The following is a 19,404-nucleotide window of genomic DNA, read 5'->3' as shown; positions in this document are numbered from 1 at the left end:
TGTCGCAGTGACAGTCGAGCTGCGCGAGATCACTCCTGGCAACCGTCCCGCGGTGGAGGCGCTGCGCCTCGCGCCTGGGCAGGAGCAGTTCGTCGATGGAGTCAGGAACTCTCTGACCGAGGCTGCGGCGGAAGCCCTCGGCCAGGCCCTGGTTCCGCGCCGTCTGTGCGCAGGCCGAGCCCGTGGGGTTCGTGCTGCTCAAGGACGGCGTACCGGAAGACTCCAGGTTCCGCCCCCCCGGTACAGCCCGTACTACCTGTGGCGGTTCCTGATCGATGAGCGTCACCAGCGGCGCGGGTACGGCACCGCAGCTCTCGACCTGGTCGTGGCCTACCTGCGCACCCGCCCCGGGGCCGAGATCCTTCTGACCTCGGTGGGTCCCGGGCCGGGGCTCTCCACGGGGTTTCTGTCTGCGGTACGGGTTCACGTCGATGAACGAGGTGAACGACGACGACGAGGAGTTGTTCTTCCTGCCCCTCGGCGGCGGGGGATCCGGCTCTGGGATGCTGCCCGGATGATCGTGTACGTGGTCTCCCATCCCGAGGTCCAGGTCGATCCGCTCGTTCCGGTGCCGCAGTGGCAGTTGTCGGCGGCCGGGCAGGAGCGGTTGCAGCGACTGCTGGCCATGCCGTGGGCGCGATCGGCCGGCTTCGTGGCCTCCAGCGCGGAACGGAAGGCGCTGCAGACCGCGCAGGCGTTGGCCGAGGCCAGTGGGTGTCGCGTGCACGTCGATGCCGAGCTGGGGGAGAATGACCGCAGTGCAACCGGTTTCGTGCCGCCGCAGGAGTTCGAGGCGCTGGCCGATGCTTTCTTCGCCGAACCTGAGCGCAGCGTGCAGGGATGGGAGACGGCGCTCGACGCGCAGCGGCGCATCGTGCGGGCCGTGGACCGGGTGCTGGAGCTGGCGCGGCCGGCGGTCGGGGCGAGCGACCGCGGCAGCGTGGTGATGGCCACGCACGGCGGGGTGGGCACTCTGCTGCAGTGCGCTCTGCGCGGCGTGGCCATCTCGCGGCGCTTCGACCAGCCCGGGCAGGGCAGCTGGTACAGCTTCGACAGCGTGACCCGGCAGGTTGCGCAGGGCTGGCAGCGGTTGTGACGGGCGGTTCCTTCAGCTGACCAGCGGTCCCTCCTCGCTTCCGGTGCGCCCCGCCAGCGCCTGCACCGCCTGCGGGTCGTGAGAACTGAGGCGGTCGACTTCTTCGCCGCCGTCGCAGCGCAGCAGGGCCACGGTGACCGACCCGCTGGTGCGGGCGGCCACCTGCCACGTGCCGCCAGCCTCTTCCCAGCGGCGCAGTGCCTGCATCAGATCGGGCTGGTCGGGCTGGACGGGCTGGACGGGACTGGAAGGATCGGTTGCGGGCATGAGGCCAGCCTCAGGCCCGGGCGGTGCGGGGGCAAGCACTCAGAGGAGGACGAGCGGATGCAGACCTGGTTGACGCAGCGGTTCGGAGTCAGGGTGCCGGTGGTGTGCGCGCCCATGGCCGGGGTCGCGAGCGGGCGGCTGGCCACGGCGGTGTCAGCGGCCGGGGCGCTGGGCATGGTCGGGGTAGGGGCCCGGCACTCGCCGGAATGGGTCACCCGCCAGGCTGCGGAGGCAGCGACCGGGGTCTTCGGGTTTGGTCTGCAGGCTTGGGTGCTGGAGAGCCGTCCTCAGCAGATGGATGCCGCGCTGGAGGCCGGGCCCGCGCTGGTGTCGGTGAGTTACGGCAACTACGCGCGCTGGGTCGAGCGGGTGCACGCGGCCGGGCTGCCGCTGGCGACCACGGTGGCCACGGCCGATGAGGCGCGGGCGGCCTTGGCGGCCGGGGTAGACGTTCTCGTCGCCCGGGGGCGCGAAGGCGGCGGCCACGGGCGGGACGCGATGGGCACGCTGCCGCTGCTGCAAGACGTGCTGGACGTCGCCGGTGACGTGCCGGTGCTGGCGGCGGGCGCGATTGCCGGTGCACGAGGGCTGGCCGCCGTTCTGGCTGCCGGGGCGGCCGGGGCCTGGGCGGGGACGGCATTCCTGACCTGCGAGGAGTCCGACACCCCGGCGGCCGCCCGGGTTCGGCTGGGGCAGGCCAGCGGGGCCGACACCGTGTACACGCGGGTCTTCGACGTGGCGGCGCGCTCCGGCTGGCCGGCCGAGTTCGGGGAGCGCGCGCTGCGTAACGGTTTCCACGACGAGTGGGTGGGCCGGGAGGACGAACTCGCCATCAACGACGGGGTGGCCGAGCGGTACCGGCGGGCCAGTGCGGCGCTCGACTACGACGTGGCCTGTCTGGACGCCGGGCAGGGGGTAGGACTGCTGAAGGCGGAAGCATCGGCAGTCTCGGTGGTTGCCGAGTTCGCCCGTTGGGAAACGCTCCAGGAAGGCAGTGTCCGCAGGCGCGACCGTACCCCTGAGGGCCGTCCTCAGCAGAGCCGGCCGCGCGACGCTCTGGGGCGGCCGCTGCCGTACGGGCACCCCGACGGTGTGGAGCCGGTCTCGGAAGAGCCGCTGCCGCCGCCGGAAGCCCTGGCCTTTGCCCAGACCCTGCTGGGGCAGGGGCGGGCGTTCTCGGCTCACGAGGTGCTGGAGGCAGCCTGGAAGGCCGCGCCGGCGCAAGAGCGGGACCTGTGGAAGGGGCTGGCGCAGTTGTGTGTGGCGATCACGCACGCGCACCGTGGCAACCAGGCCGGTGCGACCACGCTGTTGCAGCGCGCCCAGCAGCACTTGGGCGGCTACGCGGGGAGCCGCCCGCACGCCGTGGACGTGGACGGGCTGCTGGCCTGGTGCGGCCGGATCCGCGAACCGCGCGACCTGACGGCGAGTCTGCCGCGACTTCAGGGTGAGCGCCCGAGCGAGGAGGCGCCCGGCGGCCCTGCCCGGTACCCCGAAGTAGGCGGCTGACCTGCGGAGCAGGCCCTAACCTGCTGCGGGTGCAGAAGACGCGCCTGGACACCGCCCGCATCCGCGCTGCCCGCAGGGTGATCGATCCGCTCTTCCTCAACACCCCGTTGTACCGCTGTGAGCCGCTGGAACCGGTGATGGACTGCAAGGTCAGCATCAAGCTGGAAACCGCCAATCCGGTGCGCAGCTTCAAGGGCCGCGGAGCCGAGCTGGTCACCGAGGAAGTGGTCGCGAACGGCGGCAGCGCTCTGGTGTGCGCCAGCGCGGGCAACCTGGGGCAGGCCCTGGCCTGGTCCGGGCGGCGACGGGGGCTGGACGTGAAGGTCGTGGCCCGCCGACAGGCGCCGCCGGTCAAGCTCGAGCGGATGCGTGCCCTGGGGGCCACGCTGGAACTGGTCGACGGCGACTTCGAGCAGGCTCGCGAGCGGGCCGTGGTGCTGGCCCAGCGCGACGGCGTCCGGCTGGTCGAGGACAGCCTCGACCTGAGCACCTGCGAGGGCGCGGCCACGATCGGCCTGGAACTGGCCGAGAGCACCTCGGGCTTCGACACCGTGCTGATCGCGCTGGGCGGCGGGGCCCTGGCCACCGGGATCGGGCACGTGCTGCGGACCCTGGCCCCGGGCGTCGAGGTGGTCTGCGTCCAGCCGAAAGGCGCTCCGGCCCTGACCCTCTCGTGGCGCCGGCGACAGGTGGTCAACACCGAGACCATGGAGACGATCGCCGACGGGGTGGCCGGGCGCTTCCCCATCCCCGAGGTGCTGCAGGACCTGCTGCTGGTCGCCGACGACGCGGTACTGGTGGAGGAGGAGTCGATCGTCGCGGGCATGCGGTTGCTGCTGGAGCACGCCGGGCTGGTGGTCGAGCCCTCGGCCGCACTCGGCCTGGCCGCCGTCCTGGAAGACCGCGAGCGCTTCGCCGGACGGCACGTGGTCACCATCGTCTGCGGCAGCAACGTGGAGCTGGAGGCCTACCGCGGCTGGGCCTGGTGACCGGTCCGGGAACCGGTCACCAGACGCCGGTGGATCAGGTGCGGGGCAGAACCACCGCCTTGCCCAGTACGCCGCGCTCCTCCAGCGAGGCGACGGCCGCGCCGACCTCGTTCAGGGCGTAGGTGCGGTGCACCGGCGGATCGATCCGGCCGGCCTCCAGCAGCGGCACCAGCCGGTCCCAGTCCTCCTGGAAGATCTCGGGGTGCTTGAGCAGGTAGGCGCCCCAGCCGACGCCGCGCACGTCGATGTTGTTCAGCAGCAGCCGGTTCACCTTGACGGTGGGGATGTCGCCGGCGGTGAAGCCCAGCACCAGCAGCCGGCCCAGCGGGGCCAGGCAGCGCAGCGAATCGGTGAACCGGTCACCACCGACCGGGTCGACCACCAGGTCCGCCCCCGCTCCTGACGTCAGCTCCAGCACCGCGTCCTTGAACCCCTCGGCCAGCACCACCTCGTCGGAGCCCAGGGCCTTGACGAAGTCGGCCTTCTCGGGGGTGGAGACCACCGAGATCACCCGTGCGCCCCAGGCCTGGGCCAGCTGCAGGGTGGCCGTGCCGATACCCCCGGCCGCGCCGTGCACCAGCACGGTCTCGCCCTCGCTGAGACCGCCGCGCCGGATCAGCCCGTGGGCCATGGTCAGGTAGTTCAGCGGCAGGCAGGCCCCGGCGGTGAAGGCGACCGACGCCGGCAGGTGGAGCACCCGGTCGGCCGGGGCGGCGACGGTCGGGGCGAAGGCGCCCACGGTGGTGGCCGCGACCACCCGGTCGCCCGGTGCGAAGCCGCTGCCCGGCTGCGCCTCGCGCACGGTGCCGGCCAGTTCGCCCCCCATCACGAAGGGCAGTTCGGGCTTGTACTGGTACAGGTTCCGGGACATCAGCAGGTCGGGGAAGTTGACCCCGGCGGCCTCGACGTCGATCAGGATCTCACCCGGCCCGGCCACCGGTTCGGCGATCTCGTCGATCTGCACCGACCGCGGCCCGTTTGTGCTGGTGATACGTGCTGCCCGCACTGTTCCTCCTCATCGTGAAACAGGTCTGCCCTCGCTCGAGAGGCGTGGTGCGGCCTACCGTAGGCAGATGGACCAGGCTGTGCACAGCTGTGCCCGGACGGAATCGGGGGAAGTATGAAGCGAAGTAAGGGAAGTCGGGTGAGCAGCGTGCGCGAACGGGCGTTCGTCGCCTACATCCGCGGCGCGTACCGGTACGCGGCCTATCGCCGGGAACCGTTGGCACAGCTCATTGTCCGGCGCCCGCAGCGTGACCCATACCCGTTGTACGACACGATCCGCAGCCGCGGACAAGTGGTACGCAGCACACTGGCCCCGGTTTACATCAGCGCCTCGCACGAGTTCATCTCCCAGGCGGTGCGCGCCCCGCAGTTGGGGGTGACCGATCCGCCGCGACTGAGTTCGGGCCTGGTGCGGCCGGTGGAGGACTCGTTCCTGATGCGCAATCGGCCCGACCACCCACGGCTGCGTCGCATGGTCACCCCCTGGTTCACCGCCAAGGCGCTGCAGCAGCGCCGTGAGGCCCTGCTCGGGCTGGCCCACCAGCGTCTCGACGAGCTGGCCGGCCGGCCCCGGTTCGACGTGGTGCAGGACTACTCGGTGCCGCTGGCGGTGCGGATCATCTGCCGGCTCACCGGCCTGCCTCTGGAGGACTGGCGGCGGCTGGCTGCGATGGGCGAGATCCTGCCGCTCTCCACCACTGCCGGCCTGCCCAACACACGCCGCCAACGACGTCTTCAGTCGGGGTGGGAAGACCTGAACGTCTATCTGGACGAGGCGATCTCCGATCGCCGGCGGGCCCCGGAGGGGTCGCTGCTGGCCTCGCTCTCCGAGCGGGCCGATGATCCGGGCCAGCTGAACCGGTTTGATTTCAAGGCCACCCTGGGCGTGTTGCTGATCGCCGGATTTGAGACGTCGGTTGGCCTCATGGGTCACCTGACCTCACGTTTCGTCGACCATCCGGAGCTGCGCCGGGCTGCCCTGGCCGACCGGGAGGTCCTCGGCCGGGCGATCGAGGAGATGCTGCGCTACGAGCCGCCGGTGCAGTTCACGGCGCGGCGGGTGCATCAGGACTGCGAGATCGCTGGGCAGGAACTACGGGCCGGGCACGAGGTGTTCCTGCTGCTGGCCGGGGGCTGCCGCGATCCGGAAGTGTTCGAGCAGGCCGACACTTTCCAGCTGGATCGCCCCAACAGCAAGGCCCATCTGGCGTTCTCGGGCGGTGAGCACTACTGCATCGGCGCCGGTCTGGCCCGGCTGGAGACCGAGATCGCGATCCAGGCCCTGTTCGAGCGGCGGCCGGAACTGCGCCGGGCCGGACGCCCACAGTGGCAGCCCACCCAGAACATCCGCGCCCTACGGCGGATCCCGGTGCGCTCATGAAACTCTCGGCGCGGCAGATCTTCCAGCACGCGGTCCAGGCCGGATTCACCCCCGACCAGGCGACCACCATGACGGCGATCGCCCTGGCCGAGTCCGGGGGCCGGGCGGGCGCCCACAACCCGCGCGGTGAAGACTCGCGCGGGCTCTGGCAGATCAACGTCCAGGCCCACCGGCACCTGGCCGAGCATGACCTCTATGATCCGTCGGAGAACGCCCGCGCCGCCTACGAGGTGTCCCGTCAGGGCCGCGACGTTTCGCCGTGGACGGTCACGCACCGCGGAGAATCGGCGCGCTACCGGAAATTTCGTGCCGACGCTCAGGCCGCTGCGGTCGCCGAGGGGTATCCGGAGGGGCTGGGCGTGTGGAGTGGAACCCCGGGCTACGGCCATCGCCTGTCGCCCGGGGCACCTCCAGCGCAGGAGTAGGTCAGGGCAGCGGCGTTTCCCAGTCCAGCTGCCGGGCCACGTCCTCATCACTGAACGGGGCCGGCGGCAGCTTCGGCGGCGGGCCGGAAGCACCGGTCATGGCGGCGCTGGCGGCAATGTTGTACTCCGTGCGGGGCCGCCGCAGCTGCTCGTACTCCTTGAGGGCGTCGCTCTGGTTCTCGCTGTCGCGCAACGCCTTCGCCAGCACCACCGCGTCCTCGAAGGCCATCGAAGCCCCCTGGCCGGTGGCCGGAGAAGCCGCGTGGGCCGCGTCCCCAATGATCAGAATTCGCTCGCTGTGCCATTTCTCGACCTGAGGCAGGTCGCGGGCGTTCGTGGCCAGGATGCCCCCGGTGGCGGCGACGATGTCGGCGGCGGGCGTGCGGTCCTGCCGCAGCCCTTCCGCCAACTCGGCCCGCAACTGCGGTGACGGTTCCGTGCCGACGTGCTCGAGAGCGTCCGCAGTCTGTCGTGCGAACCAGTAAGTCTGGCCCTCGGGCGAGACCGTGTAACCGAAGTTCGCCGCCCGCCCCCGCACCATCGTGATCCGGCCCGGCACGCTGGGCGGCACGAATTCCTTGGTGTAGCCGTAGAAGACCCGCTGTCCGGCATATCTGGGCCCGGCCGCGCCCGGGTCGATCATCTGGCGCACACCGGAGTTCAGCCCATCGGCCCCGACCAGCAACTGCGCCGTGACCGTGCTGCCGTCGGCCAGCTCGGCCGTCACCCCGTCCGCCTCTTCCCGCGCCGACACCAGCGCGGCCCCGTGCCGCAGCTCGATGCCCTGCGCCACCACCTCGGCCTGAAGCGCCGCCGTGAGTTCGCTCCAGCGCAGGCACCGGAACCGGGTCAGGGGATCCTCGTGCTCGCCCATCGGCCGGCTGACCAGTTCGGTGCCGTTCTCGTCGAGCGCACTCATCGAGGTCAGGTCGAACCCGGCCCGGCTCACCGCCTCGGCCGCCCCGAACTGCCCCAGCGCCCGCATCCCGTTGCTCGCCAGCGTGAGGAACGCGCCCAGGTCACCGGCGGTGCGCGGATGCGCCTCGCAGACCACGACCTCCAGGCCGGCCCGGTGCAGGGCCAGGGCGGCAGCGGTACCGGCGATACCACCGCCGGCGATCACAACTTGCGTCTTTTGTCCGGCCACGGCCCGCAGCCTACCCAGGGCGAGGGCTCTTGGCCGATCTCAGGCGGTCAGTTCGACCAGGCCGACGATGCTCAGGGCGAGGAAGTTGTTCACCAGGTGCACGATCACCGCAGGCCAGATCGAGCCGGAGCGGTGGAGGAGCAGGGCGCAGACCGCGCCGATGACGAAGGCGCCGGGCAGGACGTTGTTGACGCCGTGGGCCAGGGCGAACAGGGCGGAACTGGCGATCACCGAGATCCACAGGCCGTAGCGGGCCAGGGCGTTGGCCAGGACGCCGCGCCACAGCAGTTCCTCGGCGACCGGGGTGGCCACGGCGCCGAGCAGGAGCATGAGCAGCAGGACGGGGATGCTGCTGCCGGTGGCGGTCTGCAGGCCCTCCTGGGCGTTCGTCTCGTCGCCGGTGACGGTGCGGTAGAGCACCCCGACCACGATGTTGGCCATGAAGCAGGCCAGCCCGGCGGCCACGCCGATGCCCAGCCACCGGCGCGGGACCCGACGCACGCCGAAGACGGCCAGGTCACGGATGCGCAGGAAGTAGGCGGCGGCGAAGGGGCCCAGGCCGAGCAAGATCGACAGGGCCACGGCCACGAGGCCGAGCTGGACCGGGCGCTCGTCCGGCACGAGGCCGGCGGCGATGATGGTCAGGCCCAGGCAGGCGACGAAAGCTGCTGCTGCGACCGCGATCTCGGGCCAGCCGGGGCGCGGCTGAGCAGTGCTCGGGGCGTGGGTCTCGGGGGAGATCACGTCGGTCAACGGGGCACCCTCTCGCGCTACGGCTCAGCCGGTGGACAATCCGAAGTTAGGGGGATTGTCCACAATCGGCCACCGCGGGCGCGCAGACTAAGGGTCGATTCAGGGCAGGCTGGCGATGCAGGCGTCGGCCGCGGCCTCGTCGGTCGGGTACTGGATGTGGCAGGCGGAGATCTGGCTGCTCGGGTCGAGCGGGCCGTCCAGCTGGCGCCGGTCGGTGCCGGCCAGGAGCAGCATGGCCGTGACCACGCCGACGACCGTGGCGGCCATCAGGGCCAGCGTGAGGCCGAGCATGACCTTGCGGTCGCGGTCTTCCGGCAGCGGAGGACGGCGGCGCGGGGCCCAGCCTTCCAGGCTCTCGGCCAAGCGAATGCCTCCAACGATGACGCGCGGCCCCTGGTCGACGAGGTGGTCGTGGCCAACGGTCGGCTGTGCTGTGCCCCTCGGGCGGGCAGCTCCGGGGGATGTCCTCTGGGCCGGGTCGGCAGCCGCTCAGAACAGAGACATGTTGTCACCTTCGCGAGGGATGTGAAAGAGGAGTCCCGCGAACGGACGACTGCGGCGGCCTGGGTGCGTGGAGAAGCCCTGGTCGGGCGGCCGGTAACGATTCAGAAGACCGAGGCCCAGACCACCTCGTTGTCGCGGACGAACACGTTGACGCGCAGGTAGCTGAGATCGTCGGTACGGGCTCCGTGGCAGTCCCCGTCCTCGCCCAGCACCCGTACCTCGTTGCCGTGCTGCTTCAGGAACCGCCGCAGTTCGTTCAGCGACTGACCGGTCAGGTCCGGCCGGGTTCCCTTCGGATCGGCATAGAGTCGGGTGTCGTTGGCGCTGCAGGGCCAGTCCGCGAGGGCGGTCCGGGGCAGGTCGGCACCCTGGTCGGCCGGGCGTCGCTGGTCGTAGTTCGTCCAGTAATAGCGCCCGAGGGTGGTGCGTTCCGGTCCGGTTCCGCTCTCGAAGACCAGGTCACCGCCCTCGATGCGGGCCGAGTCGGCGGCTTCCAGCACCCTGAGGTTCGGCACATTGGCGCAGCCGATCCGGGTGGTGCCGCGCGGCGGGGTCCAGGTGAAGGTGCCCTCGGGATCGATGCGGTAGGTCCCGGTCGACTTGTTGCACCCGTCGCTCTCCTTCCAGGCCCCGTCGTCGGTGAACGTGATGCCGGCGTCCTGGAACGAGGAGTCGCTCCGGGTGGGGGTGAAGCCGGGGATCGCTGCTGGAGACCAGGTGCCGACGATGGCCCGTTGCATGGCCGAGGGGGTCGAAGGCGTCGGGGAGGGCGGCGGGGGTGCGGCGGCGGGTGCGTCGGCGCACGCACCGAGAACGAGAACGGCGGCGAGCGAGGGCCAGAGCCTCCTGAACGGCATGGGCAAGGGATAGCAGTTCGCGAGTCGCGCCGGGTCGGCTTGGGCGGATCCAGTGAGGTTCGGCCCCGTTCGTCCACGGGGCGAGGAGCCGATCACACCGGGCCGGAACCCTCCAGCAGGGCCAGTAGTCCAGCCTCGTCCCGGGCAGCAGTCTGCGGCCCCAACACCCCCAGCCTGCGCAGCCGCGACGTCACGGCCAGCACCCAGGGCCGCCGCAACCGGGCTCGTTCCAGCACCTCGTCGTCGTCGAGCAACTGCGCCGCCGTTCCCTGCTGAGCGGTGCCCCCGCTCAGCACCACGACCTCGTCCGACCAGGCCAGGGCCAGATCCACGTCGTGGGTGGCCATGATCAGCGTGGTGCCCTGAGCGTGCAGGCGGGCCAGGGCGTCGACGGCCTCGACACCGGCGGCGGGGTCCAGCCCGGCCGTCGGCTCATCGAGCACCAGCACGGCCGGGCGCATGGCCACCGCCCCGGCCATGGCCACGCGCTTGCGCTCGCCGAAGGACAGCTGATGGGTCGGCCGGTCGGCCAGGTGAGTGGCGGCCAGCAGGTGCAGCGCCTCGTCGCAGCGGGCCCGCACCTCGGCGTCGGGCAGGCCCTGGTTCACCGGCCCGAACGACACGTCCTCGCGCACCGAGGCGGAGAACAGCTGATCGTCCGGATCCTGGGTGATCAACTGCAGCCGGTGCCGGTGCTCGCGCAGGCCCGCCCGGGAGTGCCGCAGTTCGCTGCCGCCCACACTGATCCGCCCGGCGGTCGGCTTCAGCGCGCCGGAAAGGCAACGCAGCAGGGTGCTCTTGCCCGAACCGTTGGCGCCGAGCACGGCTGTGCGTGAGCCCGCGGCAATTTTCAGGTCCACCCCGGCCAGCACCGGCGGCCCACCGGTGTAGGCGAACTCCAGGCCGATCACTTCGGTGTTCACTGCGCCACCCCGAGCGAGACCGCCACCAGGGTCACGAGCCCGGCCAGGGTGCCACCGACGAACCAGATTGAGGACGTCTGCTGCTGGCCGACGGTTCGCATCACGCCCTCGAAACCTCTTCCGGCCAGGCCCGACTCCAGGCGCCGGGCCCGCTCGAAGGCGCGGGTCAGGGTGGCGGCGGCGAGGGTGGAGGCCGAGCGCAGAGCCGCGCGGCGGGAGGTGTACCCCAGCCGGGCGGTCTGCGCCGCACGCACCGCGCTCACCGACTCCAGCAGGACGAACAGCAGGCGGTAGATCAGGCCGGCCACATCCACCACGGCCTCCGGCACGCCCCGGCGCCGGGCCCAGGACAGCAGGTCGGTCATCGGGGTGGTGGCCGCCAGCAGCAGCACCGCGCAGGTGCCGGCCACCGCGTGGGCCAGGGTGGAGGCGGCTGCGGCCAGGGTCTCGGAGGTGACCGTGGGACCGAAACCCTCGCTGCGCCAGGTGATCGCGATGCTCAGCGTGCCCAGGACGATGAACGCGGCCGGGCCCGAGGCCGCCCGCACCAGCAGGTGCACCGGCACCCGGCCCGGCCCCAGCATCAGGCCCAGCGCTGCCGCCGTGACCAGCGCCGAGGCGGGCCAGGGCGGCAGCACCAGGGCGCTGATCACCAGTCCCAGGCTGAGCAGCACCTTGTCGCCGGGGGAGTACTGCCGCCAGGGGCTGGCCCAGGCAGCGGTGTCGATGGCCGGAGCACTCACGATTCGGAGGAGACCTCGGCCCTGCGGCGGTTGCCGGAAAGCCGGCCGATGATGAACCCGAGAGTGCCCGCGCCGACCGCCGCCTGCAGGGCGAACAGGCCGGACTCGATCTCCCCGGAGGAGGGCTCGAACAGCGGGTTGAACCAGACGTCGTAGTCCGGGTTGATCTCCTCGACCTTGGTGGTGGCCGAGGAGTCGCTGCCGGCGTACGACTCGCCCTCGGGCTGCCCCTCGGTGTTCAGCCGGAGGGCCAGTGGGATGGCGAAGATCGCGAAGACGAGCAGCAGCAGGGCCACGTCGACGGCCCAGCGGCGCGGGGTGCGGGTGGCCATCAGGCACGCTCCTCGGCGGCGACGGTGGATTCCGGCAGGGCGCGCTGCAGGCCGAGCGAGCTCAGTTCGTCCGGGGCGATCCGGGCCAGCAGGCGGAACACCAGCACGCCCAGCAGTCCTTCGGCGATCGCCAGCGGGATCTGGGTGAGCGCGAAGATGCCCAGGAACTCGCCGATCGAGCCGAGAACACCGCCGGAGGGGTCGGGGTGGGCCAGACCGAGCTGGATCGAGGTGACCACGTAGGTGGACAGGTCCGACAGCGACAGCGCGGCGAAAACGCCGACGGAGAAGGAAAGTCCCAGCGTCGAGCAGGCCCGGTAGGCCCCGTACCCGACCCACGGACCAACGATCGCCATCGAGAACGCGTTGGCCCCGAGCGTCGTTAATCCGCCGTGAGCCAGCAGCAGAGCCTGGAACAACAGCACGATGGCGCCCAGCACGGCCATCACCGGTGGCCGGAACAGCACCGCCCCCAGACCGGTCCCGGTGGGGTGACTGGAACTGCCTGTCACGGAGGGGAGTTTGATGGCGGACAGGACGAAAGTGAAGGCCCCGGCCGCACCCAGCAGCAGGCGCGACTCCGGGCGTTCGCGCACCTCGCGGACCACACAGCGGGCGCCGTGCACGACGAACGGGGCGGCGGCCACCGTCCAGGCGGCGGCGTGGAGCGGGGGCAGGTACCCCTCAGCGATGTGCATGCAGCACCTCGCCCTGGCAGACGTGTCTCATCGGATCTCCTCGGGTCCTCGCCCTGGATCGGATGCGACGGCCGAAGTCTCCTGGCTTCCCGGATCGACGCTCGCCCCGGCCTTCCGGCCCGATGGAGGGCCGTGGCACGGCATGGGGGTCTGCTTCCCGGTGACAGTGGCGGGACCGCGCCGGATTCACACCGGCTTCCTTCACTGCCGTCGCGGTGAATGTGTAGTTGTGACTGGCTCGGGCATCATGCCATGGCTCGGGGCCTGAGCAGAATGCCTGCCCGGGATCGGGGCGCAGCACAACGGGCCCCCGGTCCGCCTGAGCAGACCGGGAGCCCGATGTGCGGTGCCGCGGTCAGCCCAGTGCCATGGCCGCCCGCACGCCGGACTCGTTGGCTGCTCCGCCGGCGCCCTCGGCGCTCACCCGCCCCGACTCCAGCACGTAGTAGCGGGCGCTGGCCTCCAGGGCGAAGCCGATGTGCTGCTCGACCAGCAGCACCGAGAGCCCGGAGGCGGCCAGCTGCACGATCGCGTCCTCGATCTCCCCGACCACCGAGGGCTGGATGCCTTCGGTGGGTTCGTCCAGCAGCATGATCTTCGGCCCGACGATCAGGGCCCGGGCGATTGCCAGCTGCTGGCGCTGCCCGCCCGAGAGCAGCCCGGCCCGGCGGGTGAGCAGACCGCGCAGCGCCGGGAACAGGTCGAGCGCCTCGTTCATCCGCGAGACGCCGGCCGCGCCCTGGCCGTCGGCCACCAGCTGCAGGTTCTCCCGGGCGCTGAGCTGGCCGAACGACTGCTGCCCCTGGGGCACGTAGGCCAGGCCGAGCCGGACCCGGCGGTGCGGCCTGGCCCGGGTGACGTCTTCACCGTTGAGCCGGATGGAGCCGGCCGAGACCGGCAGCAGGCCCACCGCCGCCCTCAGCAGGGTGGTCTTGCCGGCACCGTTGTGGCCCATGACGGCCACGATCTCGCCGGCCCCCACGGTCAGGCTCACCCCGTGCACGACGTCGGTCCGCCCGTAACCGACCTTCAGCCCATCGATCTCGAGCACTATCTCGCCTCCTCGGCCATCGAACCTGCAGAACCCCGCCCGTGCGAGCGGCTTCCGAGGTAGACCTCGATCACCCGCTCGTCGGCGGTCACCTCGCCCACCGAACCCTCGGCGAGCACCTTGCCCTGATGCATGACCGTCACCGACGAGGCGTAGGTGCGCATGAACTCCATGTCGTGCTCCACCACGATCACCGTGCGCTGCTGACCGATGCGCTGCAGCAGCAGGCCGGTCTCTTCCCGCTCGGCCTGGCTCATCCCGGCCACCGGCTCGTCCAGCAGCAGCACGTGCGCGTTCTGCACCAGCAGCATGCCGATCTCCAGCCACTGCTTCTGCCCGTGTGCCAGCACCCCGGCCGGCACCTGGGCCACCCGGGTCAGGCCGATCGTCTCCAAGGCGGCCTCGACCTCGGCCGGCACCGCTGAACGCTTACGCAGCAGTGTTTTCAGGCCGCGCCCGGATCCGGCGGCGATGTCCAGGTTCTGCAGAACGGTGAGCTCCTCGAACACGCTGGCGGTCTGGAACGTGCGCCCCACCCCGGCCCGGGCGATCCGGTGCGAGCTCTTGCCCAGCAGCTCGACCCCACCGAAGCGGACCGAGCCGGTTGCCGGCGCAAGCCCGGTGACGGCGTCCACCATCGTGGTCTTGCCCGCGCCGTTCGGGCCGATCAGGAAGCGCAGGTCGCCGCTGGTGACGGTGAGGTCGACCCCGTCCACGGCGACGAATCCGTCGAACACCACCCGCAGGCCGCGGATCTCGAGGTAGTCGCGCTTGAAGTCTTCTGCCGGTGCGGCCAGGACGTTGTCGAGGGCTTCGACATCGACGTGCACGCTTTCGGACGTCTCAGGCGGGTTTTCGCTCATCGCTCACCTACCGGCACTTCCGTAGCAGGAATCAAGGAACCGGTCTGCTCCTTGCGGCGTTTTGGCAGGGACAGTGAGGCCAGGCCGTTGGGCAGGAAGGCGACCACGACGATGAAGAGGGCGCCCAGGAAGTACGTCCAGATCGACGGGAAGCGCTCGGACAGGCTGGTCTCGGCCCAGGAGACGGCGATCGAGCCGAGCACCGGGCCCAGCAGGGTGGCGCGCCCACCGATGGCCACACCGATCAGCAGTGAGATGGAGGGCACCACGCCCACGTCGGCGGGGGAGATGATGCCCACCACGGGAGTGAACAGCGCGCCGCCGACGGCTGCGAAACCGGCGGCCAGGGCGTAGGCCCCGGCCTTGACCAGGGCCGGGTCGTAGCCCAGGAAACGCACCCGGTTCTCCTGGTCGCGCACCGCCACCAGCAGTTCGCCGTAGCGGGAGTTCATCAGCAACCGCACCGCGGCGACCATGGCCAGCAGCACCCCGGCGCAGATGTAGTACAGCGTCTGCTTGTTCAGCGGGTCGGCCAGGTCGTAGCCGAAGAACGAGCGGAAACCGTTGAGCCCGTTGGTTCCTCCGGTGACCGTCTGCTGGCCGATCAGCAGCAGCGCGAAGGCCGCGGCCAGGGCCTGGGAGAGGATGGCGAAGTAGGCCCCGCGCACCCGCCGGGCGAACACGGCGTAGCCCAGCACCAGGGCCAGCCCGGCGGGCAGGACCAGGATGGCCAGCAGCGTGACCACCGGGCTGCGCATCGGCTCCCACCAGCCCGGCAGCACCCCGTCGCCGTACAGCAGCATGAAGTCGGGCACCCCGTCCGGCCCGGCGTCGGCGAGTTTCATGTGCATGGCCATGAGATAGCCGCCCAGCCCGAAGAACACGCCCTGGCCCAGCACCAGCATGCCGCCTCGGCCCCAGGCGAAGCCGATACCGACCGCAACCATGGCCAGACAGAGGAACTTCGCCAGCAGATTGAGCCGGAAGTCCGACAATGTGGCCGGAGCGAGCACGAACAGGGCGACCGCGGCCAGGGCGAAACCGCCCCAGGTCCTCAGCGCCGGGCTGATGGTAGGGCTCATGCCAGGCTCCTCGTACGCAGCGCCACCAGACCCTGGGGGCGGACCTGCAGGAAGGCGATGATCGCGACCAGCAGCAGCACCTTGGCCAGGCTGGCGGTGGTGGAGTACTCGAAGGTCGCCTGCACCACGCCCAACGAGAAGGCCGCGATGACGGCGCCTTTGAGCTGGCCTATACCACCCACGACGACCACAAGGAAGGCGTCCACAATGTAGTTCGTGCCCAGCGTCGGGCCGATCGAGCCGAGCAGCGACAGTGCAACCCCGGCGATCCCGGCCAGCCCCGAACCCAGGAAGAACGTGATGCGGTCGGCCGAACCGGTGTTCACTCCGGAGGCCTCGGCCAGGTCGCGGTTCTGCACCGTGGCCCGGATCCGCCGGCCCAGCGGGGTCATCCGCAGCGCCAGGGCGAGCAGGGCCACCGAGACCACGGCCAGCACCAGGATGAACAGGCGGGTCTTGGGCAGGTCGGTACCGAACACCGAGACCGCGCCCTGCAGCCAGGAGGGCGCGCGAACGTCCACGTTGGGCGCGCCGAACACGTCGCGGGCCAGTTGCTGCAGCACCAGCGCCACGCCGAACGTGACCAGCAGGGTGTCCAAAGGACGACTGTGCATGCGCCGCAGCAGAGTTGCCTCCAGCAGCAGACCGAGCAGACCGCCGACCAGGAAGCCCAGCGGCAGGGCGATCAGCAGCGAGAGCCCGGCGTTCGAGACGACGTGCTGGACCACGAAGGCGGTGTAGGCGCCGGCCATCATGAACTCGCCGTGAGCCATGTTGATCACGCCCATCTGCCCGAAGGTCAGGGCCAGGCCGAGCGCGACCAGCAGCAGCACCGAGCCCAGGCTGACCCCGGCGAAGAGCTGGGAGAACAGAGCGTCCATGACTGCCTTTCCGGGTAGGGGCCCGGCCGGGGAAACCCGGCCGGGCGGCACGTCTCAGGAAAGGCCGGCGGCCCAGTCGTAGCCCTTCAGGTAGGGGTCGGGCTCGATCGCCCCGTCCGACTCCCAGACCGGGTAGATCAGGCCGTCCTGGTCGATCCGGCCGATGTAGGCGGTCTTGGCGATGTGGTGGTTCTCGCCGTTCACCGTGACCGTGCCCTCGGGCGCCTCGAAGGTGACGCCGTCGGCGGCCTTCTGCACGGCTGCCACGTCGAACGACTTCGCCTTCTCGACCATCGCCTTCCACAGGTACAGCGAGGTGTAGGCGGCCTCCATCGGGTCGGAGGTGGGGCGGTCGGCGCCGTACTCGGTCTTGAACGCCTCGACGAACGTCTCGTTCTCGGCGGACTCGACGGTCTGGTAGTAGTTCCAGGCGGTGAGCTGGCCCTCGATGTTCTCCACCCCGATCCCGCCGACCTCCTCCTCGGCGATCGACACCGAGACCACGGGAGTACTGGCCGCCTTCAGGCCGACGTTGCGGTACTCCTTGAAGAAGGCCACGTTCGAGTCGCCGTTGAGGGTGTTGAACACCGCGTCGGCGCCTGAGGCCCTGAGTTTGTTGACGATGGTGGAGAAGTCGGTGTGCCCCAGCGGTGCGTACTCCTCGCCGACGATCTCGATGTCGTTGGCCCCGGCGTAGGCGTTGATGATCTTGTTGGCGGTGCGGGGGAAGACGTAGTCGGAGCCGACCAGGAAGACCTTCTTCTTGCCCTCCTCCTTCAGGTAGTCCATGCCCGGGATGATCTGCTGGTTGGTGGTGGCCCCGGTGTAGAAGATGTTCTTCGAGGCCTCCAGCCCCTCGTACTGCACCGGGTAGAACAGCAGCGAGTCACGCGACTCGAACACCGGCAGCATCGCCTTGCGGGAAGACGAGGTCCAGCCCCCGAAAACCGCTGCCACACAGTCGGACGAGATCAGCTTCTCGGCCTTCTCGGCGAACACGGTCGGCTCGGACGCCCCGTCCTCGGCGACGATCTGCAGCTGCTTGCCCAGCACCCCGCCGTCGGCGTTGATCTCCTTCGCGGCCAGGTCGAGGGAGTCGCGCACGGTCTGCTCCGAGATCGCCATCGTGCCCGACAGCGAGTTCAGGAAGCCGATCTTCACCGCGCTGCCGGAGGTGTCGACGCAGCTCTCCACCGCGGCCGCGGACCCGGCCCCCTCCTCCCCGGCCTTCGCCCCGCAGGCGCTGAGGGCGAGGGCGGTGGCCAGCGCGATCGTGACCGCGCGCCGGGGTGACGACTTCAGAATATGCGGCAAGGGCGTGCCTTTCGTGGGAACTGGCTGGTGACCGGGGCAGTACGGGCCTGGATCCAGACAGGAACCTACGAGCGCACCATTTCACCCAGAGCGTCCAAATGGTGCCGGTAAGTTACGGGGAAGGAGGGATTGTTGCTCTCAGATTTCCGGAAATGACCGGTCGATGGTGGCCAATGCATCGCCGGTCGCGTGCTCGTGTCGCATGGGTCGAAGATTTGCCGTAGATGTGGCCGCCCCCGGTTATATTTGCCGGTCTTCAGTCACATGTGCGGTCAGATTTGCGGCGGCTCGAAATCATTGGCCGGCCGCAGATGCTCGCTCAGGCGCTGGCCTGAGGGCGGCTGGGGTGCCCGTGGCCGGGTGGCGGCGTACCAGCCAGCGAACAGCAGCACGATCAGCGTCACGTCGACCGCGTCGCCGGCGTAGTACATGAGCTGGGCCCCGGCCCGGGCGTCGGCGGCCGTCACTTCCTCGGGCGGGAAAGCGTAGAGCTGTTTGGCCAGGATCGAGTGGGCGGCCATGAAGGCGACCAGAGCTGCCGAGCGCACACCAATGGACGATCGGTGAGGGTTCGGGTCCCGGCCCACCAGGGCGGCGGTGAACAGGTAGCCGGCCAGCAGCACGTGCAGGTGCACCAGGCCGTAGACCAGTTCTGAGCGGTGCATGAGGGAGTAGAGCTCGGTGCCGTACAGCAGCCACAGGCCGCCGCCGTTGAGGGCGGCCGCGGTCACCGGGTGGAGGAGCAGGCGCAGGGGAGAGGTCTGCAGGAGGTGCGACAGGCTGCGGGCGGGGCGCAGGGGTAGGGCGCGCAGGAGCAGGGTGATGGGCCGGGCGAGAACCAGCAGCAGCGGGGCGAGCATGCCCAGCAGCAGGTGGGTGAGCATGTGCCGGGTGAAGGTGTGGTCGGCCGGGCCGATCACGGTGGCGGCACAGCAGGCCAGGCCGGCGTACCAGAGCACGGTGCGGTGCAGAGGCCAGGAGCCGCGATGGCGGGAGAACCAGAGTGCTTCCGCGTAGCCCACGGCCAGCACCAGCAGCAGGGCGATGGCCAGGATCTCGTACCAGCCGCCCGCCCCGGCCTGGATCTGTTCGCTCTGGTGGTGCACCGTCAGTCGGCCCGGGCGGTGCGGTACAGCAGGAACAGGCCGGCCAGCAGGGCGATCACGGCGCCGCCGATCCAGGCCCCGTCGTAGGGCAGAAGGTCCACGCCGTAACGGATCTCGTGGATACCCAGGATCTTGTGGTTGACCACGCCGTCGAGCAGCTGGAAGAAGCCCACGCCGGTGAGCACGGCGGCGGCCCAGCGCGGCCAGTGCACCTCACCCCGGCGGCGCACGTCGGCCAGCAGGAACAGGCCCCACACGGTGATGAACCAGGAGAAGGCGTGGAAGAAGCCGTCGGTGGTGATCGCCACCCGTGGGGTGGACAGGTCGTAGAAGTGGTGCCACTGAAGCCCGAGGTGAAAGATGAAGAGGTCGATCACGGCGGCCGCGATGCCGCAGCCGAAGAGCAACCCCGACAGCACCTCCCGGCGTCGTAGGTTCTCCCGTTCGCTCACCCTCGCACCGTATGGGCACCTCCTCG

General features: G+C 70.5%; 22 protein-coding genes, 1 pseudogene and 1 riboswitch. Of the genes and pseudogenes, 6 read left to right on the top strand and 17 right to left on the bottom strand.

The features are described 5' to 3' along the window. Window positions 1–7: 7 nt before the first annotated feature. A pseudogene (locus QSK18_RS35920) lies at window positions 8–352 on the top strand (GNAT family N-acetyltransferase); the annotation flags it as partial. Between the two features lie 162 nt (window positions 353–514). Beyond that, window positions 515–1,096, top strand: a complete 582-nt coding sequence (locus QSK18_RS11580; protein WP_285618682.1) for a histidine phosphatase family protein — start codon at window positions 515–517, stop codon at window positions 1,094–1,096. Window positions 1,097–1,108: 12 nt separating this feature from the next. On the opposite strand, the gene QSK18_RS11575 is transcribed toward QSK18_RS11580, so the two are convergent. Continuing rightward, complete coding sequence (locus QSK18_RS11575) at window positions 1,109–1,363, bottom strand: hypothetical protein (RefSeq protein ID WP_232815053.1); 255 nt, start codon at window positions 1,361–1,363, stop codon at window positions 1,109–1,111. A gap of 57 nt (window positions 1,364–1,420) precedes the next feature. Between QSK18_RS11575 and QSK18_RS11570 the strand changes: the two genes are divergently transcribed. Both QSK18_RS11570 and QSK18_RS11565 read left to right on the top strand, forming a co-directional pair. Continuing rightward, complete coding sequence (locus QSK18_RS11570; RefSeq protein ID WP_285618679.1) at window positions 1,421–2,872, top strand: DUF309 domain-containing protein; 1,452 nt, start codon at window positions 1,421–1,423, stop codon at window positions 2,870–2,872. Between the two features lie 29 nt (window positions 2,873–2,901). Beyond that, on the top strand, window positions 2,902–3,861 hold the full coding sequence (locus QSK18_RS11565; RefSeq protein ID WP_232815055.1) for a threonine ammonia-lyase: 960 nt from the start codon (window positions 2,902–2,904) through the stop codon (window positions 3,859–3,861). Window positions 3,862–3,895: 34 nt separating this feature from the next. On the opposite strand, the gene QSK18_RS11560 is transcribed toward QSK18_RS11565, so the two are convergent. After that, on the bottom strand, window positions 3,896–4,867 hold the full coding sequence (locus QSK18_RS11560; protein WP_232815056.1) for an NADPH:quinone oxidoreductase family protein: 972 nt from the start codon (window positions 4,865–4,867) through the stop codon (window positions 3,896–3,898). A 138-nt stretch (window positions 4,868–5,005) separates the two neighbouring features. On the opposite strand from QSK18_RS11560, the gene QSK18_RS11555 reads away from it, so the two are divergent. Both QSK18_RS11555 and QSK18_RS11550 read left to right on the top strand, forming a co-directional pair. After that, window positions 5,006–6,247, top strand: coding sequence for a cytochrome P450 (locus tag QSK18_RS11555; RefSeq protein WP_285618676.1), 1,242 nt, complete (start codon window positions 5,006–5,008; stop codon window positions 6,245–6,247). Beyond that, the gene (locus QSK18_RS11550) at window positions 6,244–6,672 is read left to right on the top strand and encodes a transglycosylase SLT domain-containing protein (protein ID WP_232815058.1); all 429 of its coding nucleotides are present in this window, start codon (window positions 6,244–6,246) and stop codon (window positions 6,670–6,672) included. The genes QSK18_RS11555 and QSK18_RS11550 overlap by 4 nt, the downstream gene beginning before the upstream one ends. A gap of 1 nt (window position 6,673) precedes the next feature. Here the strand turns inward: QSK18_RS11550 and QSK18_RS11545 are convergent, their stop codons facing one another. The 15 genes from QSK18_RS11545 to QSK18_RS11475 all read right to left on the bottom strand — a co-directional run bounded on the left by QSK18_RS11545 (window position 6,674) and on the right by QSK18_RS11475 (window position 19,378). Continuing rightward, on the bottom strand, window positions 6,674–7,819 hold the full coding sequence (locus QSK18_RS11545; protein ID WP_232815059.1) for an FAD-dependent oxidoreductase: 1,146 nt from the start codon (window positions 7,817–7,819) through the stop codon (window positions 6,674–6,676). Between the two features lie 39 nt (window positions 7,820–7,858). Beyond that, window positions 7,859–8,563 (bottom strand): type II CAAX endopeptidase family protein, encoded by a 705-nt coding sequence (locus QSK18_RS11540; RefSeq protein ID WP_285618995.1) that lies wholly within the window; start codon window positions 8,561–8,563, stop codon window positions 7,859–7,861. A gap of 108 nt (window positions 8,564–8,671) precedes the next feature. Then, the gene (locus QSK18_RS11535) at window positions 8,672–8,935 is read right to left on the bottom strand and encodes a hypothetical protein (RefSeq protein WP_285618672.1); all 264 of its coding nucleotides are present in this window, start codon (window positions 8,933–8,935) and stop codon (window positions 8,672–8,674) included. Between the two features lie 242 nt (window positions 8,936–9,177). Continuing rightward, a complete protein-coding gene (locus QSK18_RS11530) occupies window positions 9,178–9,933 on the bottom strand; it encodes an META domain-containing protein (RefSeq protein ID WP_232815061.1) in 756 nt (251 codons plus the stop codon). 92 nt (window positions 9,934–10,025) lie between these two features. Beyond that, window positions 10,026–10,856 carry an energy-coupling factor ABC transporter ATP-binding protein gene (locus QSK18_RS11525; protein ID WP_232815062.1) on the bottom strand — a complete coding sequence of 277 codons (831 nt, stop codon included), beginning with the start codon at window positions 10,854–10,856 and terminating at the stop codon, window positions 10,026–10,028. Further along, a complete protein-coding gene (gene cbiQ, locus QSK18_RS11520) occupies window positions 10,853–11,599 on the bottom strand; it encodes a cobalt ECF transporter T component CbiQ (protein WP_232815063.1) in 747 nt (248 codons plus the stop codon). The genes QSK18_RS11525 and cbiQ overlap by 4 nt, the downstream gene beginning before the upstream one ends. Further along, entirely contained in the window at window positions 11,596–11,931 is a 336-nt protein-coding gene (locus QSK18_RS11515) for an energy-coupling factor ABC transporter substrate-binding protein (protein ID WP_232815064.1), read from the bottom strand. The genes cbiQ and QSK18_RS11515 overlap by 4 nt, the downstream gene beginning before the upstream one ends. Then, window positions 11,931–12,629 carry an energy-coupling factor ABC transporter permease gene (locus tag QSK18_RS11510; RefSeq protein WP_232815065.1) on the bottom strand — a complete coding sequence of 233 codons (699 nt, stop codon included), beginning with the start codon at window positions 12,627–12,629 and terminating at the stop codon, window positions 11,931–11,933. The genes QSK18_RS11515 and QSK18_RS11510 overlap by 1 nt, the downstream gene beginning before the upstream one ends. Window positions 12,630–12,703: 74 nt before the next feature. After that, a riboswitch (cobalamin riboswitch) is annotated at window positions 12,704–12,831 on the bottom strand. A gap of 153 nt (window positions 12,832–12,984) precedes the next feature. Beyond that, window positions 12,985–13,680 (bottom strand): urea ABC transporter ATP-binding subunit UrtE, encoded by a 696-nt coding sequence (gene urtE, locus QSK18_RS11505; protein WP_232815066.1) that lies wholly within the window; start codon window positions 13,678–13,680, stop codon window positions 12,985–12,987. Further along, on the bottom strand, window positions 13,680–14,543 hold the full coding sequence (urtD, locus tag QSK18_RS11500) for an urea ABC transporter ATP-binding protein UrtD (RefSeq protein WP_232815067.1): 864 nt from the start codon (window positions 14,541–14,543) through the stop codon (window positions 13,680–13,682). The genes urtE and urtD overlap by 1 nt, the downstream gene beginning before the upstream one ends. Next, window positions 14,540–15,625, bottom strand: coding sequence for an urea ABC transporter permease subunit UrtC (gene urtC, locus QSK18_RS11495; RefSeq protein WP_232815068.1), 1,086 nt, complete (start codon window positions 15,623–15,625; stop codon window positions 14,540–14,542). Before urtC ends, urtD begins: the two co-directional genes overlap by 4 nt. Next, window positions 15,622–16,506, bottom strand: a complete 885-nt coding sequence (gene urtB, locus QSK18_RS11490) for an urea ABC transporter permease subunit UrtB (RefSeq protein ID WP_232815069.1) — start codon at window positions 16,504–16,506, stop codon at window positions 15,622–15,624. The genes urtC and urtB overlap by 4 nt, the downstream gene beginning before the upstream one ends. Window positions 16,507–16,560: 54 nt before the next feature. Beyond that, on the bottom strand, window positions 16,561–17,811 hold the full coding sequence (gene urtA / locus QSK18_RS11485; protein ID WP_408624576.1) for an urea ABC transporter substrate-binding protein: 1,251 nt from the start codon (window positions 17,809–17,811) through the stop codon (window positions 16,561–16,563). Between the two features lie 281 nt (window positions 17,812–18,092). Then, the gene (locus QSK18_RS11480) at window positions 18,093–18,926 is read right to left on the bottom strand and encodes a cytochrome c oxidase assembly protein (RefSeq protein ID WP_285618664.1); all 834 of its coding nucleotides are present in this window, start codon (window positions 18,924–18,926) and stop codon (window positions 18,093–18,095) included. A 2-nt stretch (window positions 18,927–18,928) separates the two neighbouring features. Then, the gene (locus QSK18_RS11475; protein ID WP_285618662.1) at window positions 18,929–19,378 is read right to left on the bottom strand and encodes a DUF2243 domain-containing protein; all 450 of its coding nucleotides are present in this window, start codon (window positions 19,376–19,378) and stop codon (window positions 18,929–18,931) included. Between the last annotated feature and the right edge of the window lie 26 nt (window positions 19,379–19,404).

The sequence above is a fragment of the Kineosporia sp. NBRC 101677 genome (genome assembly GCF_030269265.1).
GTDB classification, from domain to species: Bacteria; Actinomycetota; Actinomycetes; order Actinomycetales; family Kineosporiaceae; genus Kineosporia; species Kineosporia rhizophila.
Note: the sequence above shows the minus strand (reverse complement) of the source record. Positions and strands in the feature narration are given on the sequence as shown.